Origin of the sequence: Kitasatospora sp. NPDC088264, from assembly GCF_040685715.1 — a bacterium.
GTDB lineage: Bacteria > Actinomycetota > Actinomycetes > Streptomycetales > Streptomycetaceae > Kitasatospora.
Window position 1 is genome coordinate 88,808 of record NZ_JBFBIR010000028.1, and the last position, 15,177, is coordinate 103,984.

General features: G+C 71.0%; 13 protein-coding genes and 1 pseudogene. 7 read left to right on the forward strand and 7 right to left on the reverse strand.

Annotated elements, in window-relative coordinates; translation table 11 throughout:
• Positions 1 to 359: 359 nt before the first annotated feature.
• Positions 360 to 1,877 carry a carbohydrate binding domain-containing protein gene (locus AB0O82_RS22170; protein ID WP_363585696.1) on the forward strand — a complete coding sequence of 506 codons (1,518 nt, stop codon included), beginning with the start codon at positions 360 to 362 and terminating at the stop codon, positions 1,875 to 1,877.
• Positions 1,878 to 1,979: 102 nt separating this feature from the next.
• Here the strand turns inward: AB0O82_RS22170 and AB0O82_RS22175 are convergent, their stop codons facing one another.
• Both AB0O82_RS22175 and AB0O82_RS22180 read right to left on the reverse strand, forming a co-directional pair.
• Positions 1,980 to 2,495 (reverse strand): hypothetical protein, encoded by a 516-nt coding sequence (locus AB0O82_RS22175; RefSeq protein WP_363585697.1) that lies wholly within the window; start codon positions 2,493 to 2,495, stop codon positions 1,980 to 1,982.
• Between the two features lie 114 nt (positions 2,496 to 2,609).
• Entirely contained in the window at positions 2,610 to 3,353 is a 744-nt protein-coding gene (locus tag AB0O82_RS22180) for an SDR family oxidoreductase (protein WP_363585698.1), read from the reverse strand.
• Between the two features lie 98 nt (positions 3,354 to 3,451).
• On the opposite strand from AB0O82_RS22180, the gene AB0O82_RS22185 reads away from it, so the two are divergent.
• Positions 3,452 to 4,033: a TetR/AcrR family transcriptional regulator gene (locus AB0O82_RS22185; RefSeq protein WP_363585699.1), complete on the forward strand. Its 582-nt coding sequence runs from the start codon at positions 3,452 to 3,454 to the stop codon at positions 4,031 to 4,033.
• 116 nt (positions 4,034 to 4,149) lie between these two features.
• A complete protein-coding gene (locus tag AB0O82_RS22190) occupies positions 4,150 to 4,698 on the forward strand; it encodes a hypothetical protein (protein ID WP_363585700.1) in 549 nt (182 codons plus the stop codon).
• 83 nt (positions 4,699 to 4,781) lie between these two features.
• Here the strand turns inward: AB0O82_RS22190 and AB0O82_RS22195 are convergent, their stop codons facing one another.
• Positions 4,782 to 5,375 (reverse strand): TetR/AcrR family transcriptional regulator, encoded by a 594-nt coding sequence (locus tag AB0O82_RS22195; RefSeq protein WP_363585701.1) that lies wholly within the window; start codon positions 5,373 to 5,375, stop codon positions 4,782 to 4,784.
• Positions 5,376 to 5,539: 164 nt separating this feature from the next.
• Here AB0O82_RS22195 and AB0O82_RS22200 point away from each other — a divergent pair, with 164 nt between their 5' ends.
• On the forward strand, positions 5,540 to 6,559 hold the full coding sequence (locus tag AB0O82_RS22200) for a hypothetical protein (RefSeq protein ID WP_363585702.1): 1,020 nt from the start codon (positions 5,540 to 5,542) through the stop codon (positions 6,557 to 6,559).
• Positions 6,560 to 7,607: 1,048 nt separating this feature from the next.
• Here the strand turns inward: AB0O82_RS22200 and AB0O82_RS22205 are convergent.
• From AB0O82_RS22205 to AB0O82_RS22215, 3 genes and pseudogenes are all read right to left on the reverse strand, one after another.
• Positions 7,608 to 7,938 (reverse strand): annotated as a pseudogene (locus AB0O82_RS22205) (IS5/IS1182 family transposase); the annotation flags it as partial.
• A gap of 170 nt (positions 7,939 to 8,108) precedes the next feature.
• On the reverse strand, positions 8,109 to 8,603 hold the full coding sequence (locus AB0O82_RS22210; protein WP_363585703.1) for a DUF4240 domain-containing protein: 495 nt from the start codon (positions 8,601 to 8,603) through the stop codon (positions 8,109 to 8,111).
• 65 nt (positions 8,604 to 8,668) lie between these two features.
• Positions 8,669 to 9,391 (reverse strand): flavin reductase family protein, encoded by a 723-nt coding sequence (locus AB0O82_RS22215; RefSeq protein WP_363585704.1) that lies wholly within the window; start codon positions 9,389 to 9,391, stop codon positions 8,669 to 8,671.
• Between the two features lie 249 nt (positions 9,392 to 9,640).
• Here AB0O82_RS22215 and AB0O82_RS22220 point away from each other — a divergent pair, with 249 nt between their 5' ends.
• On the forward strand, positions 9,641 to 12,655 hold the full coding sequence (locus AB0O82_RS22220; protein WP_363585705.1) for a CARDB domain-containing protein: 3,015 nt from the start codon (positions 9,641 to 9,643) through the stop codon (positions 12,653 to 12,655).
• Positions 12,656 to 12,774: 119 nt separating this feature from the next.
• Here AB0O82_RS22220 and AB0O82_RS22225 read toward each other — a convergent pair whose 3' ends face one another.
• The gene (locus tag AB0O82_RS22225) at positions 12,775 to 13,329 is read right to left on the reverse strand and encodes a TetR/AcrR family transcriptional regulator (protein ID WP_363585706.1); all 555 of its coding nucleotides are present in this window, start codon (positions 13,327 to 13,329) and stop codon (positions 12,775 to 12,777) included.
• A gap of 138 nt (positions 13,330 to 13,467) precedes the next feature.
• Between AB0O82_RS22225 and AB0O82_RS22230 the strand changes: the two genes are divergently transcribed.
• Entirely contained in the window at positions 13,468 to 14,271 is an 804-nt protein-coding gene (locus AB0O82_RS22230; protein ID WP_363585707.1) for an alpha/beta hydrolase, read from the forward strand.
• Positions 14,272 to 14,569: 298 nt separating this feature from the next.
• The gene (locus AB0O82_RS22235; protein WP_363585708.1) at positions 14,570 to 15,064 is read left to right on the forward strand and encodes a hypothetical protein; all 495 of its coding nucleotides are present in this window, start codon (positions 14,570 to 14,572) and stop codon (positions 15,062 to 15,064) included.
• Positions 15,065 to 15,177 lie beyond the last annotated feature (113 nt).

Below are 15,177 nucleotides of genomic sequence, written 5' to 3' on the forward strand. Positions count from 1 at the left end.
GGCACGAAGTTCGTCGGGTCGACTCCGCGGCCCGGCCTTCACCGCCGTCGCTTTCGCGGCCGCCTCCTGCCGGGAGCCGAAAATCCTCCTGCCAGGGCGCCGGAGGTCGACAGGGGTGCCGTCCGAGGGCGCGGAGCGGTGTTCCAGGAGCGGGATCCCAGAGCCTTAAACCGTTCCTAAAACCTTCCCACAGCGGGCTTCCGATGCCCCGGAAGTGCTTGACGTGCACAGCTGGTCTAGTCCAGTTTGATGCTCAGCACCGCGCTCCTCCCCCGCACCGGACCAGCCCCCATGCTGCCGCCCGCCCCGCGTATCCCCCTTCGCGGCGCGGGCGGCCCCACGTCCCGAGAGGCACCCCCATGCCCAGCGCGCCCCAGCCCGCCCCCACGCACCGCCGCACCGCCGGTCGCACCAAGCTGCTGAGCCTCGCCGCCGCCACCGCGCTCGCCGCCGGCGGCCTCGCCACGCTCGCCGGGAACGCCGGCGCCGCCGACGGCAACCTGCTGGCCAACCCCGGCCTGGAGAGCGGCACGCTCAGCCCGTGGAGCTGTTCCGGCGGGACCGGCAGCGTCGTCAACTCCGGTGCGCACAGCGGCAGCTACGCACTGAAGGGGACGGTCGGCGCGAGCGACACCGCACAGTGCGGCCAGACCGTCACCGTCCAGCCCAACACCACGTACAACCTCAGCGCCTGGGTGCAGGGCCAGTACGTCTACCTGGGTGCCACCGGCAGCGGCGTCACCGACCCGGCCATCTGGACGCCGGGCGGCGCCAACTGGCAGCAGCTGTCCACCAGTTTCACCACCGGCCCGGCCACCACCAGCGTCACCGTCTACCTGCACGGCTGGTACGGGCAGGGCGCCTACCTCGCCGACGACATCACGCTCACCGGCCCCGGCGGCGGCAACCCCACCACCCCGCCGCCCACTTCGGGCACCCCGACCGGCGGCCCCACCGGCACGCCCACCGGCGGCCCGAGCACCCCGCCGCCGAACGTCGCCGTCCCCGTCGCGCCCTACATCGACATGGGCGCCTGGCCCACCCCGTCCATGCCCGACATGGCCAAGTCCGGCAACCTCAAGGCCTACACCATGGGCTTCGTCACCGGCGTCGGCTGCAAGGCCAGCTGGTTCAACGCCTACGACCCGCGCACCGGCTGGGCCAAGGACCAGATCGACGCGCTGCGCGCGGCCGGCGGCGACGTCAAGCTCTCCTTCGGCGGCGCCAGCGGCACCGAACTCGCCGCCGCCTGCACCACCGTGGACTCGCTGTTCGCCGAGTACGACGCCGTGGTCAACGCCTACAACCTGCGCTACGTCGACTTCGACATCGAGGGCGCGGCCATCGCCGACACCGCCTCCAACGACCGCCGCTCCGCCGCGCTCGCCAAGCTCCAGCAGGCCCACCCCGGCCTCAAGGTCTCCTTCACCCTGCCCGTCCTGCCCGAGGGCCTGACCACCGAAGGCGTCGCCATCGTCAAGTCCGCCCGCGACGCCGGGGTCGCCGTCGACCTGGTGAACATCATGGCGATGGACTACTACCGGACCGGCACCGACTACGGCAACGCCGCCGTGCAGGCCGCCCAGGCCCTGTTCGGCCAGCTCAAGGCGCTCTACCCGGCGAAGACCGACGCCCAGCTGTGGGCCATGGTCGGCGTCACCCCGATGATCGGCGAGAACGACGACCACCAGATCTACAACCAGGCCGCCGCCCAGCAGTTGGTGACCTTCGCCCGGCAGAACCACCTCGGCCTGCTGGCCTTCTGGGACGCCACCCGCGACGCCAACGCCTGCACCGGCGGCTCGCTCTCCAAGTGCACCAACATCGCGCAGCAGCCGTACGAGTTCGCGAAGATCTTCGCCCAGTACGCGGGCTGACCGCACCTCACGGGCCGACCCCCGCCTCGGCAGGGGTCGGCCCGGTGCCAGGGGTGTTCCTCAAGGGCCGCCAGGAGGCGAAGCGGTGACGGTGGCCGCGGCTCAGGTGTCGTAGCAGCCGTCCCACGGGGCGTGGAAGCCGAGGCCGTCGGGGTAGAGCTCGGCCCAGACCCCGCCCTCGCCGTCCTCGCCCTCTTCTTCCTTGTCCTCGTCCTCCTCGTCCGTCTCGTCCTCCTCGTCCGTCTCGATGACCAGCCCGAACAGCGACCCCTCGACCCGGACGGCGAACGGCGCGATGGCGATGTCCCCGTACGCGCGGCCGGGGAGGGCGTCGAGCCAGTCGGCGAGGAGTACGCGGGCGGCCTCGACGGCCGCCTTCTCGCCGTCCGCCGTCGTGCCGGTCGAGTGGATGCGCGAGTCGAGGTGCCGGCCGGCGTCGTCGAAGCGGTGGAGCACCGCGAACCAGCGCTTCTGCGCCTGCCAGTTCTCGACGTCGGCCCCGACCTCCGGGAAGGCCGCCGTGACGGAGGCGAGGAACTGGCCGCCCTCGCACCGGCCGATGGTGCGGGTGCGGTAGTCGGGCTCGTACCGGATGGGGATCAGGTCGGGAACGCTCATGACCGAACCGTACGGCTGAGCTGTGACAACCCCCGGCCCGGAGACGGCTCCGGGCCGGGCACTGCTGCGGGCCGGAGCCGGCTACGGGCCGGGCCCGGTCGGCCGACGGTTCGTTCAGCGCCCGGTGGGCAGGTTGGCCCCTCCCGTGCAGTCGAACACCACGCCCGTCACGAAGGTGTTGGCGGCCAGCAGGTGGATCGCCTGCGCGACGTCCTCGGCCCGGCCGACGCGGCCGACCGGGGTGGTGGCGGCGAGACCGTCGAACAGCGCCGTCCGCTGCCCGGCCGGGACGCGGTCCCACCACGGGGTGTCGATGACGCCGGGCGAGACGGCGTTGATCCGCAGCGGGGCGAGTTCGACGGCCAGCGGCGGGACCATCGCCTCCAGCGCGCCGTTGATGGCGGCGAGTCCGGCGGTGCCGGGGAACGCGGCGCGGGCGGAGGCCGCGGTGATCAGCGTGACGGATCCGTCCGACCGCAGGTGCGGCAGCGCCGCCTGGAGAACGCGGACCTGCGGCCAGAACTTGGCGTCGAACCCGGTGGCGAGGTCGGCCAGGTCGAGCTGGGCGAACGGACCGCTGCCGGCCGCGCCGCTGACCGCGACGACCAGGTGGTCGACGGTGCCGGACTGGGCGAAGAAGGCCGCGACGGCCTCGGGGTCGGCCGCGTCCAGCTGGTGGCCGGTGGCCCTGCCGCCGATCCGGGCGACGGCGGCGTCCAGCCGGTCCCGGCCGCGGCCGGTGATCACGACCTCGGCGCCGTCCGCGGCGAAGGCGGTGGCCGCGGCCTCGCCGATGCCCGAGCTGCCGCCCATCACGACGACGCGCTGTCCGGTGAAGAGGTTTGACGTGGTGCTCATGGTGGCGTGTCCTTCATATTGTCGAGACCGCTAGTTCCGTCAATAATGTTATCGAGACTGCTAGTCTTGTCAAGCGGGGGAAGAAGAAAGGGAACCCCATGACCGAAGCCCGCCCGCACACCGGACGCCGCCGCAACGAGGCCGCCCACCAGGCGATCCTCGATGCGGCCCTGCACCTGCTCGCCGAGTCCGACGGCACCCCCGTCACCATCGACGCCATCGCCCGCAGCGCCGGCGTCGGCAAGCAGACCGTCTACCGCTGGTGGCCTTCCAAGGGCGCCGTCCTGCTCGACGCCCTCACCGACCGCGCCGACCAGGACGTCCCCGGCCCCGACACCGGCACCCTGCGCACCGACCTCCGCGCCTTCATCGCCACCACCTTCGACGGCTCCCAGCGCGACACCACCGCCCCCGCCCTGCGCACCCTCGTCCGCGAAGCCGCCCGCGACCCCCACCTCGCCGACCTCATGCAGACCTTCACCGCCACCCGCCGCACCACCCTGCGCGACCTCCTCGCCCGCGGCCGCGAACGCGGCGAACTCGCCGACGACACCGACCTCGACCTGATCGTCGACCAGGTCTACGGCGTCTTCTGGTACCGCTTCATCCTCGGCCACGCCCCCCTCGACGCCACCGTCGCCGACCGGCTCACCAACTCCCTGGTCGCCGGGAACAGTTAGGCCCCCTCCGGCGGATCCTGCCGGGCGCCCACGCCGGTTGATCATCCGATCCGCCTTCGGTACCGTCCCGTGGGGCCCTCCCTGCGGGACGGCACCCGTCCGGGGAGGGGACATTCATGCAAGGGCGAGGCGCAGCAAGGCCGTTCACATCCCGCCCGGCGCGACGCTCGGCCGCGCTGGTCGCGGCCGCGACCGCCGCCGTCGCCCTGGCGGCCGGCTGCGCGGCCGGGGACCCGGATCCGGATCCGAGGGCGTACCCGGGCAGCCCGAAGGGGCAGACCCTCGAAAAGGTGACGAAGGCGTTCGGGCTGGACCTGCCCGCGTGCGACCTTCAGGGCGTCGGGTTCCACGGATCGGCGAAGTACCCCGGGGAGGTCCTGAACCTGAGCTTCCGGGCACCGAAGGACTGCGTGGACCGCTTCCTCGCCGACCACTCGGTGGACCTGGCCCGCCCCGTCCCCTGGAGCCCCGGGCAGGGGGCCGGGACGGGCTTCGACTCCGACACCGAGACCCGGACCTTCGGCTGGTCCTTCGACAAGAACGTGACCTACGACCTCTTCGTCGACTTCACGACCTCCACCGGAAGCCGCTTCAGCGTGCTGGCCGACCCCGGGCAGACCGAGCGGACGGTGTACCTGGAGGCCCGCCACCTCGGCGGTTCCTGAACCCGGAGGCCCGCGCCCGCCCTCGGCCCGCCCTCAGCCCGACCGACGAGTCCCGCTGGGCGCCGCTCCAGGGCCGTGTCCGTTCAGACGTCCGACGGCCCGCGGCGCCGGATCAGCGGCAGGTAGACCTCGTCCACGATCTCGATCAGGACGTCGTCGGGCGCGGTCGGCACGCCCCGCACCACGAACTCGTTGCGCAGCAGCACCACCGCCACCGTGGCGACCCTGGGGTGGAGCGCCTCGGGGGCCGCTTCGCCGCGGGCGACCGCGCGCCCCAGGACGGTGAGCCAGGGGGCGGCCGCGGCCTCGCCGGACTGGTCCTGGAGCTGCGCCAGAAACTCCGCCGCGCCACCGGCGGCGGCCAGGAGTTCGCGCAGGATCGCGCCGAGCGGGGAGCTCCAGTGCCGGTTCGCCTGGCGGAGCAACTCCAGGGCGTCCCCACGTAGTTCACCGGTGTCGGGAGGCACGGCGGCGGTGGCCAGCTGCTTGTAGGCGGCGATGCCGAGGGCCAGGCGGTTGGGCCAGCGGCGATAGAGGGCGTTCTTGTTGGTGCCGGCGCGGGCGGCGACCTTGTCCATGGTCAGCCCGGCGAATCCGGACTCGGTGAGCTCCGCCACCGCCGCCCGGAGGATCGCCTCCTCCAGCGCTGCCCCGCGCCGCCGTGTCTGCCCGGCCATGGCCCTCGTCCCGTCCGATCCAGTCCGGCCCCGTCGCCGGTACCGCCGTCGATACCGCCCCCTACCCTCCCATCCTTCTTGTCCTCTCCGTCCCACACCAACTAGGGTACTGGCCGTACCGTATTTGCCTGCTCCCCGTCCCACCCCCAGGAAGGCAGGACACCGTGCGCGCCAAAGGCATCAGCTACGACACCGGATTCGTCAGGAACGGGTCGTACTCCCGCAGCCGGTTCGACCCGAAGGAGGTCGAACGCGAACTGCGCATCATCCGCGACGACCTGCACTGCAACGCGGTCCGCATCATGGGCGGCGACCCCGACCGGATCGAACTCGCCGCCGGACTCGCCGCCGACCTCGGACTGGAGGTCTGGTACTCCCCGTACCCGCTGGAACTCGCCGCCGACGAACTCCTGGCCCTGTTCGCCGACTGCGCCGAGCGCGCGGAACGGCTGCGGCGGCGCGGGGCCGAGGTGGTGTTCGTCACCGGGGCCGAACTCAGCCTGATGAACCCGGGGTTCCTGCCCGGCGACACCACGGACGAACGCATCGCCCTGCTCAGCCGACCCGAGCTAGTCCGCGAACACCTCGGACCGGTCAGCGGCCGGGTCAACGCGTTCCTCGACCAGGCCGTGACCACCGTCCGCGAACACTTCGGCGGACGCGTCACCTACGCCGCCGTACCACTGGAGCGCGTCGACTGGACGCCCTTCGACCTCATCTCCCTCGACCTCTACCGCTCCGCCGAGACCGCCGACCGGTTCGCCGACGGCGTCCACGGCCTGGCCTCGCAGGGAAAGCCCGTCGCCATCACCGAGTTCGGCTCCGCCGGCTACCGCGGCGCGGGCGACCGGGGCGCGCTCGGCCTGGACATCGTCGAGTACGACGCCGAGGGCCCCGTCCGCCTGAAGGCCGCGCACGAGCGCGACGAGGCCGGCCAGGCCGCCTACCTGCGCGAACTGCTGGAGGCCTTCGACGCCGGCGGCATCGACGCCACCTTCGTCTTCACCTTCGCCCTCTACGACCACGTGCACCGCCCCGACGCCGACCCCCGCGACGACCTCGACCTCGCCAGCTACGGCATCGTCAAGGTCTACGAGGACCGCCCCGGCACCACCTACCCCGACCTCCCCTGGGACCCCAAGGCCGCCTTCACCACCGTCGCCACCTACCACCACACCCACTGACCAGGCCCCGCCCGCGCACCGCCCGCGGGAAATTATGCAGACCGGTCTACTGATCCCCACCCTCGCACGCTGCCCACCCACCCCACCTCGCGCAGGAAGTCGGCCAGGCCGACTTCCTGCGCGACACCCACCCAGCAGCGAACCAAATATGACGACCGGTCTATCTAGTTGGGCTCGCGGCAAGCATGAGCACCCCCCGCTCGCGCACAGGAAGTCGATCTGGCCGACTTCCTGCGCAGCACCCCAAGCCCGGACTGGGGGCCGGAGAATATGAAGACCGGTCTACATAGCTACGCGCCCGGCGAGCGCGGCCTCTACCTCCGGTGCGCACAGGAAGTCGGCCTGATCGACTTCCTGTGCGGAATCCACCGTGGGCAGCGCAGGATATGACGGTCGGTCTACATATTCGGCTCACGGCAGGCGCGAGCCCCCCTGCGCGCAGGAAGTCGGCCGGGCCGACCTCCTGCGCAGCGCCCCAGGTGGGCCGGGGCTAGGAATATGACGGTCGGTCTACATAATTCTCTGAGGCGGAAACGGCGCCGGGCATGGGGAGGCGGGCGGGGCGGCGTGTGACGTCCAGCGGGCGGGGGCGAGGGCCTGTCCGATGGGTCGTGTGAGCTGGTCAGGGCCGCGATCTAGTGTTTGCAGTTGAACGAAGGGGGTCGCTTGTCACGCAATACAGCCGAAGCAGAGGCGGGGATGAAGGGGATCACGTTTCCTGCCTGGTACGGAGAGCACTACGTGACGCTGGCTGAGCTACTGGTCCGCCTGGGCAGCTTCGGCCTGGACCTGAAGTGGCGCGTCGAGTTCGACGAAATCGTCGATCCTCGTTGCGCCGAGATGGAGAGACGGTCTGCCGACGGCGGCATGGACACGTTGACGCTGTTGTCGCTGACGACCCCCTTCCTCCAACTGATCGACGCCGAAGCACTTGGGTTCGCCGGGGACGGGGTGATGATCGCCCTGACCGAAGTAGACAGCTCGCTGTGGGACGTCAGGGCTGTCGACGAGCGCGTACTCGGCGAACTTCGCCGCCACTATCCGGGTGCACGGGAATCATCTGCGGCGCCCCTGGCCGGGCGTGATCACAAATCCGAGCGGGCGACACCCACCCTCCCCAGCAAGGTGAATCTTGCAGGTGAGACCGCCTCGCGAGCACCCTAGGTCCTCATCAGAACGGTGACGTGCCGGCCTCCTTCCGCTGACCCGGAACCCTCGGGGGGGGTGAAGGCGCCAGCCGCGTGCCGATGAGCGCGGCAAGTCGTGGAATCGACGCTGACCATGCCCCAGTCGATTCGGCTCTCGGCATCGGCGTCGGCCAGGACGGCCCGCAGAATTCTCTCCCCCGTGCCGTCCGCCGACCACCTTCGGTGACGGTCGGTCTACATATTCGGCTCACGGCAGGCGCGAGCCCCCCTGCGCGCAGGAAGTCGGCCGGGCCGACCTCCTGCGCAGCGCCCCAGATGGGCCGGGGCTAGGAATATGACGGTCGGTCTACATAATTCTCTGAGGCGGAAACGGCGCCGGGCGTGGGGAGGCGGGCGGGGGACTAGTCGGCGAAGCGGGCTGACAGGTGGGGGAGGAGGGTGGGGAGGTCTTCGTCCTCCCAGGGTTCGCCGGTCGGGGGGCCGGAGGCGATGCCGTTGTCGGGGAGGTCGTTGCCGGTGAGTTGGCGGTATGCATGGGTGGCCGCGTAGGCGAGGTCTTCGGCCTCCAGATCCTCCTGGTCGGGGGCTAGGAGTCCGGCGAGGCTGTCCGGGTCGGCGAGGGCCTGTTCGAAGAGGGTGCGGCCGGCGCCTATCAGCCAGTCGCGGAAGTAGTCGAAGCCGTCGTCGCTGCATCCGTCGTTGATGAGGTAGCCCGCGCCCCAGAGCAGCCAGGTGCAGGAGCGGGCCTTCTGCTGCGCGTAGTGCCGGTCGAAGTCGGCGATCTGGTCGGGCGCCAGACCAGCGAGGTGTTCGGTGAGCGCGTCGGCGTGTTCGCTCTCGTCGGCGGCGCCGGCGCGGGTGTCGTCGATGATCTGCCAGAAGGTGTCGAGGTCCATGCCCGTCACCCTGACAGCCGGGACTGACACTCTCTCGCGCAAACAGCAGGACGGCTTCAGCCGCTTCAACGGGGCGTCTGGGTGCGGAAGCTGTGGCCGAGCTCGGGGCCGAGTCCGTAGTAGTGGCGGAAGTTGTAGATCAGCGGGCTCCACCGGGCCGGGTCGACGTGCTGGGAGCCGGGGACGACGATGCCCGGATCGGCGTGGACCTTGAGCACGTGGGCTTCGACGATGAGGAACCCGCCGGAGGCGTCGGGCTGGATCCGGGCGGCACGGGCCTCCAGTTGCAGGGGGCATTCGGCGACCCGGGGCGGCCGGACGAGTTCGGAGGGCTCGGCCCGCAGGCCTGCGGCCGCGAACTTGTCCCGCTCGAACCGGAAGGTGTCCTGCTTGTTCGCGGGTACGGGGGTGCGCCCGGTGAGCGGCGCGAGTCGTTCGACCGCCGGCCACTGGGTCGGCTCGGGCAGGTTGATCACCAGCTCGGGTCGGCTGCGGAGGTTGTGCGCGGTCTGCGCCTCGGCCCCCATGCCGAGGACGATCACCTGGCCAAGGGCCCAGGCCGAGGACATCGGCGCGAGGTTGGGGGTGCCGTCCCCGTTCTCCGTTGAGAGCAGGACGACGGGCGTGCCGAAGTAGAGGATGCTCGGCGCGATGGCCACGTGGTCCGCGCTCACCGAGCCATCGGTGAGCGCGTCAGTGAGCGCGTCAGTGAGCGCGTCAGTGAGCGCGTCAGTGAGCGCGTCAGTGAGCGCGTCAGTGCGTGTGCTGTCAGGCGTCATGGTGTTCACGGGAATCGACGGTAGGTCGGGGATTCCTCGGCGCGGACCGAAGGATCGTCGGCAGCCGGGGCGCCGCGCGAGGGGCCGCGATGCGGCCAGGTGGCCGACATCCGGCGGACGCAGCCAGTTCGGGTACGGATGGCGGGCCGGGCCAACCCATGTCAAGTTACTCAAAGTGTTCACAAAAACACTTCGTGTTATCAAAATTCTGTGGCGTGGGGCCCTGTGGTGATCACGCCCGACTGGAACGGAGACGGTATGGCAGGGATCAGACGCGGCCGGTCGCGCGGCAGGCTCGCCGCGGCGATCGGGCTGGCGGTCATCGGCATGACGGCGGGTTGGGGAGGCGGTTCGGCGCAGGCCTTCCCGGCGCACGCCTTCCCGGCACGAGGTGCGACGTCCGTCAGCCCTGCCGTCGCCTCGCCGGGGGACGACGCCGACAGGAAGTCCCCGGACGGCGCAGACCGCGCGAACGGCGCGGACGGGAAGTCAGGGACCCGGGCGCTGACCTGTCCGCCGACGCCGCTGTGGGTGAACACCGGCGGTGGCGGTGACCAGCTGTACTCGTACAGCCCGACCGGTACGCAGTTGTCCGACGTGCCGCTGGTGCGGGACTACGGGGACATCGCGTGGAGTGCGGACGGCACGACGCTGTACGGGGTGTCCTGGCAGGAAACCCCGGCGACGCTGTACACGATCAACCCAGCCACCGGCGCGGAGACCAGCTCGGTGGTGATCACCGGTCCGGCCGCGGTCGACGGATTCGACTTCAACGCGTTGAGCGCCCGCCCGGACGGCACCCTGCTGGTCGCGTCGTTCTTCTCGAACCAGATCTGGACGATCAACCCGGCCACCGGGGTGAGCACGCTGTTCCCCGTCGCCTACCCCGCCACGCTCGTCTCCTCGGGCGACTTCGTCACCCTGTCCGACGGCGACATCCTCGGGGTCGCGTTCGATTCGTTCTTCCAGAACCCCACCAGCTACTTCCGCATCCACCCGGACAACACGATCACCGAGATCGGCACCACCCCGAACTCCATCTACGGTCTGGCGCAGTCCGGCGGCAACGTCTACATCTTCCGCGCGAACGGCACCATCGAGGAGCTGAACTCGGTGCCGACCGCCAGCTCGACCGCGACGCTGCCCACCACCGTCATCGCCAACACCGGGCACCGCTTCTACGGCGCCTCCGCCACCCAGGACAGCGGGAACTGCAACCTGCCGGCCGGCACCTCCTACACCGTCGCGAAGTCGGTCTCCCCGACCGGCCCGGTGGACCAGGGCGACACCCTCACCTACACCGAGACCGTCACCAACACCGGCACCAACCCGGCCACCTTCGCGGGTTTCAGTGACGACCTCTCCGCCGTACTGACGGACGGCACGCTGGTGCCGGGCTCCGTCACCGCCAGCTCCGGAACGGCCGCCGTCACCGGGAACACCCTGACCTGGTCGGGCACGCTGACGGCGCCGCCCGCCGCCGGCTCCACCGTGACGGTGACGTACCAGGTCAAGGTCAACAACCCCGACACCGGCAACTTCGCCCTGACCAACAACCTCGCACCGACCATCGCCGGCGGCACCTGCGCCACCACCGGCGGCTGCACCACCACCGTGCTGGTCAACGTCCCCGCCCCCACGATCACCAAGGCGGCGACCGAGGCCTCGTTCGTCGCGGGGCAGACCATCCACTACACCTACACGGTGACCAACAACGCCCCGGTGGCGCTGACGAACGTCGCGGTCACCGACACCGGCCCCGGCACCCCGACGGTCACCTGCCCGCCCGGCCCGCTCGCGGCCGGCGCCACGGAGAACTGCACCGCCACCTACACCGCGACCGCCGCCGACGCGACGACGGGCACGATCACCGACACGGCGAACCTCACCGCCACCGTCGGCACCCAGACGGTGACCGGGACGAGCAACCAGGTCGTCGTGCCGCTACGGGCGCTGACCATCACCAAGTCCGCCGTCCAGCCGGACTTCACAGCCCCGGGCGAGACCCTCAACTACACGTACACCGTCACCAACACCGGCCAGATCGCACTGACCAACGTGACGGTGACCGACCTGACGCCCGGCGTCACCGTCTCCGGCTGCGGAACCAACCAGCTCGCGCCCGGCCAGTCCACCACCTGCCAGGCCACGTACGTCACCACCGCCGCCGACGTCGCCGCCCAGAACGTGCCCGACCAGGGCCAGGTCACCGGCACCGACACCGGCGGCCAGACCGTCACCACGACCAGCAACAAGGTCAACACCCCCCTGGTCGCCATCAGCGTGGTGAAGAAGGCCGCCGAGGCGCAGTACACCGCCGCCGGGCAGACCATCCACTACACCTACACGGTCACCAACACCGGCGCCCAGCCGCTGACCAACATCGGCGTGGTCGACAACGGCCCCGGCACGCCGACCGTCACCTGCCCCACCGGGCCGCTCGCGCCGGGCGCCTCGGAGAACTGCACCGCGACCTACGTCACCACCGACGCCGACGTCGCCGCGGGCAAGGTCGTCGACACCGCCCAGGTCACCGGCACCACCCCCAGTGGCCAGAACATCACCTCCACCAGCAACAAGGTGACCGTCCCCTACGCCGGGCTGAAGATCGTCAAGGCCGTCCAGGAGACCTCGTTCTCCGCCGCCGGACAGGCCCTGCACTACACCTTCACCGTCACCAACACCGGTGACACGACGATCAGTTCGCTCGCCGTGACGGACTCCGGCCCGGGCACGCCGGCCGTCTCCTGCCCGGTGACCACCCTGGCCCCGGGCGCGTCCACGACCTGCACCGCGACGTACTCCACCGCCGAGTCCGACGTGCAGGCCGGGAAGATCACCGACACCTCTACCGTCACCGGCACCACCCCCGACGGCACCCCGGTGACGGCGACCAGCAACACCGTCACCATCGTCGCCTGCACCCCCTGCGAGGACCAGGACCACGGCGGCTGCGACGGCCACAACTCCGGCGGCCACGGCGGCTGGGGCGACCACCACCCCGGGCCCGGCCAGTGGGACAACCACCCCGACGGCACCGCCCCCGGTGACACGTCGGCCGCCGAACACCCCGCCGGCACCCACCCCGCGCCCGTTCCCCCGCGCGACACCGCCGTGCAGGAACCCGCCGTGCAGGAACCCGCCCTGATGCTCGCGAGCGCCGGAGCCCCGGTGGCCACGGTCGGCCTCGGCGGCGGCGCGCTGCTGGGCCTCGGCTGGCTCATCGCCGCCTTCGCCTCGGCCCGCCTGCGCCAGGACCGCTCGGGAGAGTGACCACCCTCCACCACCCGGGCCGGCCCCGGCGACGCGCGCAACGCACACGGCACGCACGCCGGGCGTAGCGGCCGGGAGGGCAGAGTGCGCCACCACCGGTGGCGCACTCTGCCTGCTTTCTAGCCGAGGACGGCGTCCACGGCGGCCGTCAGCGCCTCGCGCACCGCCGCGGGGGCGGTGAAGCGGCTCTGGTTCATCGCGCCGTGCCGCAGGATCAGCAGGGTGTCGGCCGCCCGGTCGGGGTCGGGGTGGCCGGCGTCGGCGAGCAGGCCGGTCAGCAGGGCGCGGAACCAGTCCATGTGTTCCTGGATGGCCTGGCTGACGGGATGGTGCGGGTCGGGGTAGTCGGCGGCGGCGTTGATGAACGGGCAACCGCGGAAGCCGGGTGCGCAGAACTCGTCGGCGATGCCGGTGAACAGGGCCGCCACGGCCTCGCGCGGAGGAAGGTCCGCCACTGTGGCGGCGGCCGCGCGGAAGAGGCGGTCGTGCTCGCGGACATAGGCGAGCACGACGTCGTCCTTGGACGGGAAGTGCCGGTAGAAGGTCGCGTTGGCGACCGCCGACTCGCGGATCAGCTGGTCGATGCCCACCCCGCGCACGCCCTGCGCGTAGAAGAGCCGCATCGCCGCGGCCAGGATGCGAGCGCGCGGTGGCGCGGAATCTCTCGTCGTCATGGCTTGACGCTAGCAGAAGGATCGTTCTACCTTGGAGGAGTAGAGAGAACGCTCTTTCTACTTCTTGGATCGAACGACCGCGCCCCGACCGGCCGCCGATCCGATCCCCAGCCCTCACGCACCAGGAGAGACCCCGCCATGCCCAGCAACCGCACCCCGGTCATGTTCATCCACGGCCTCTGGCTGCACTCCACGAGCTGGCAGGGCTGGGCCGACCGGTTCCGCGACGCCGGCTACGAACCGATCCTCCCCGAATGGCCCGGCGTCCCCGCCACCATCGCCCAGGCCCGCAGGAACCCCGACCCCCAGGGCGGAATCGGCCTCGCCGAGATCTCCGCCCACCACGCCCGGATCATCCGCGACCTCGACACCCCGCCCGTCCTCGTCGGCCACTCCGTCGGCGGCTTCATCGCCCAACACCTCCTCGGCCAGAACCTCGCCCAGGCCGCCGTCGCGATCTGCCCCGGCCAGATCAAGGGCGTCAAAGCCGTCGGCCCCGCCCAGGCCAAGTCCGCCTTCGCCTTCCTGCGCAACCCCGGCAACACCAAGCGCGCCGTCTCACTCAACCCCGCCCAGTTCCGCTACGCGTTCGCCAACGCCGTCTCCCAGCAGGAATCCGACCAGCTCTTCGACGAATGGACCATCCCCAGCCCCGCCCGCCCCCTCTTCCAACTCGCCCTGAGCAACTTCGCCCCACACTCCCCCGCCAAGGTCGACACCCACAACCAGAACCGCGGACCGCTCCTCCTCCTCTCCGGCAAACTCGACCACACCGTGCCCGACATCCTCACCCGCTCCACCCACAAGCAGTACCGCAAGTCCCCCGCCGTCACCGACTACCACCGCTTCGACGACCGCGGCCACTCCCTCACCGTCGACCACGGCTGGACCGAACTCGCCGACCACACCCTCACCTGGCTCAACCAGCACCACATCGGCTGAACGGGCGACACCGCCCCGGCGCCATCCGCCGGTGGCGGTCAGGAATCGACGCCCTCGTTCACGGGCTCCGCCTCAGCCTCGACCTCGGTCTCAGCCTCGGTCTCGATCTCGATCTCGAACGGAGCCCGCCCGGTGCCGGGCGGCCAGCGATGGCCGGCCTCATGCAGCTGCTGCAGAGTGATCGGCCGGACAGTTCCAGGTCGTACGTGGTCAGGTCGGGGCCGGCCGGGCGGGGTCGGCCGACCGCCTCGCGGTTATGGTGTGGTGGGTCCACGGAGGCCATGGACAGGAGGGCCTCATGACGGTCGGGCATCGGTGGCCGGTGGACGAGACTCCCTGGCCCGAGCAGGCCACGCTGGCCTACGGCGAGCTGGTGGAACTGGCGACGCCGCACCCGCCCCTTCCGGAACTGGGCCGGCTCGGGCCGGAGATCGTGGGCACCCGCGGGGTGATCGTCGCGTGTGTCGTCGAGCAGGACGAGCGCGATGACCACGTCGGACCTCTCTACACGGTGGAGACCGAGGACGGCAGCCCCTGGCGGCTACGGCCGGAGTTCCTGGCCTCCCGAGGAGGACTCCACCCCGGCATGCCTCCGCGCTACCGCAGCGACCTGCCCGAAGGAACCCGCGCCCGGATCCGCACGGAGTCGGACACGCCGGGCACGACGACGGACGCTGTCGGGGAGGTCACCGGGATCTGGTGGACGACGTCCCTGGAGCCGCCGAAGGGCTACGTCGTGCAGGTCGGCGAGGAATCCCACTGCGTGGCCCCACAGCAGACCGAAGTCCTCTAGTGTGATGCGCCACAAATTATGAGGGTAAGTTGATACCCTTTTATGGTGTCGCATCCTGGGCCTTCTGCCGTGGTGATCTCGCTGTCTGAGGACGAGCGTGCCGAGTTGCTGCG

What these genes read in the sequence shown, in the direction of transcription:
- AB0O82_RS22190 (WP_363585700.1), top strand. Translation starts at nt 4,150, where the DNA reads ATGCAAGGGCGAGGCGCAGCAAGGCCGTTCACATCCCGCCCGGCGCGA.
- AB0O82_RS22170 (WP_363585696.1), top strand. Translation starts at nt 360, where the DNA reads ATGCCCAGCGCGCCCCAGCCCGCCCCCACGCACCGCCGCACCGCCGGT.
- AB0O82_RS22180 (WP_363585698.1), bottom strand. Translation starts at nt 3,353, where the DNA reads ATGAGCACCACGTCAAACCTCTTCACCGGACAGCGCGTCGTCGTGATG.
- AB0O82_RS22175 (WP_363585697.1), bottom strand. Translation starts at nt 2,495, where the DNA reads ATGAGCGTTCCCGACCTGATCCCCATCCGGTACGAGCCCGACTACCGC.
- AB0O82_RS22220 (WP_363585705.1), top strand. Translation starts at nt 9,641, where the DNA reads ATGGCAGGGATCAGACGCGGCCGGTCGCGCGGCAGGCTCGCCGCGGCG.
- AB0O82_RS22210 (WP_363585703.1), bottom strand. Translation starts at nt 8,603, where the DNA reads ATGGACCTCGACACCTTCTGGCAGATCATCGACGACACCCGCGCCGGC.
- AB0O82_RS22230 (WP_363585707.1), top strand. Translation starts at nt 13,468, where the DNA reads ATGCCCAGCAACCGCACCCCGGTCATGTTCATCCACGGCCTCTGGCTG.
- AB0O82_RS22235 (WP_363585708.1), top strand. Translation starts at nt 14,570, where the DNA reads ATGACGGTCGGGCATCGGTGGCCGGTGGACGAGACTCCCTGGCCCGAG.
- AB0O82_RS22195 (WP_363585701.1), bottom strand. Translation starts at nt 5,375, where the DNA reads ATGGCCGGGCAGACACGGCGGCGCGGGGCAGCGCTGGAGGAGGCGATC.
- AB0O82_RS22225 (WP_363585706.1), bottom strand. Translation starts at nt 13,329, where the DNA reads ATGACGACGAGAGATTCCGCGCCACCGCGCGCTCGCATCCTGGCCGCG.
- AB0O82_RS22185 (WP_363585699.1), top strand. Translation starts at nt 3,452, where the DNA reads ATGACCGAAGCCCGCCCGCACACCGGACGCCGCCGCAACGAGGCCGCC.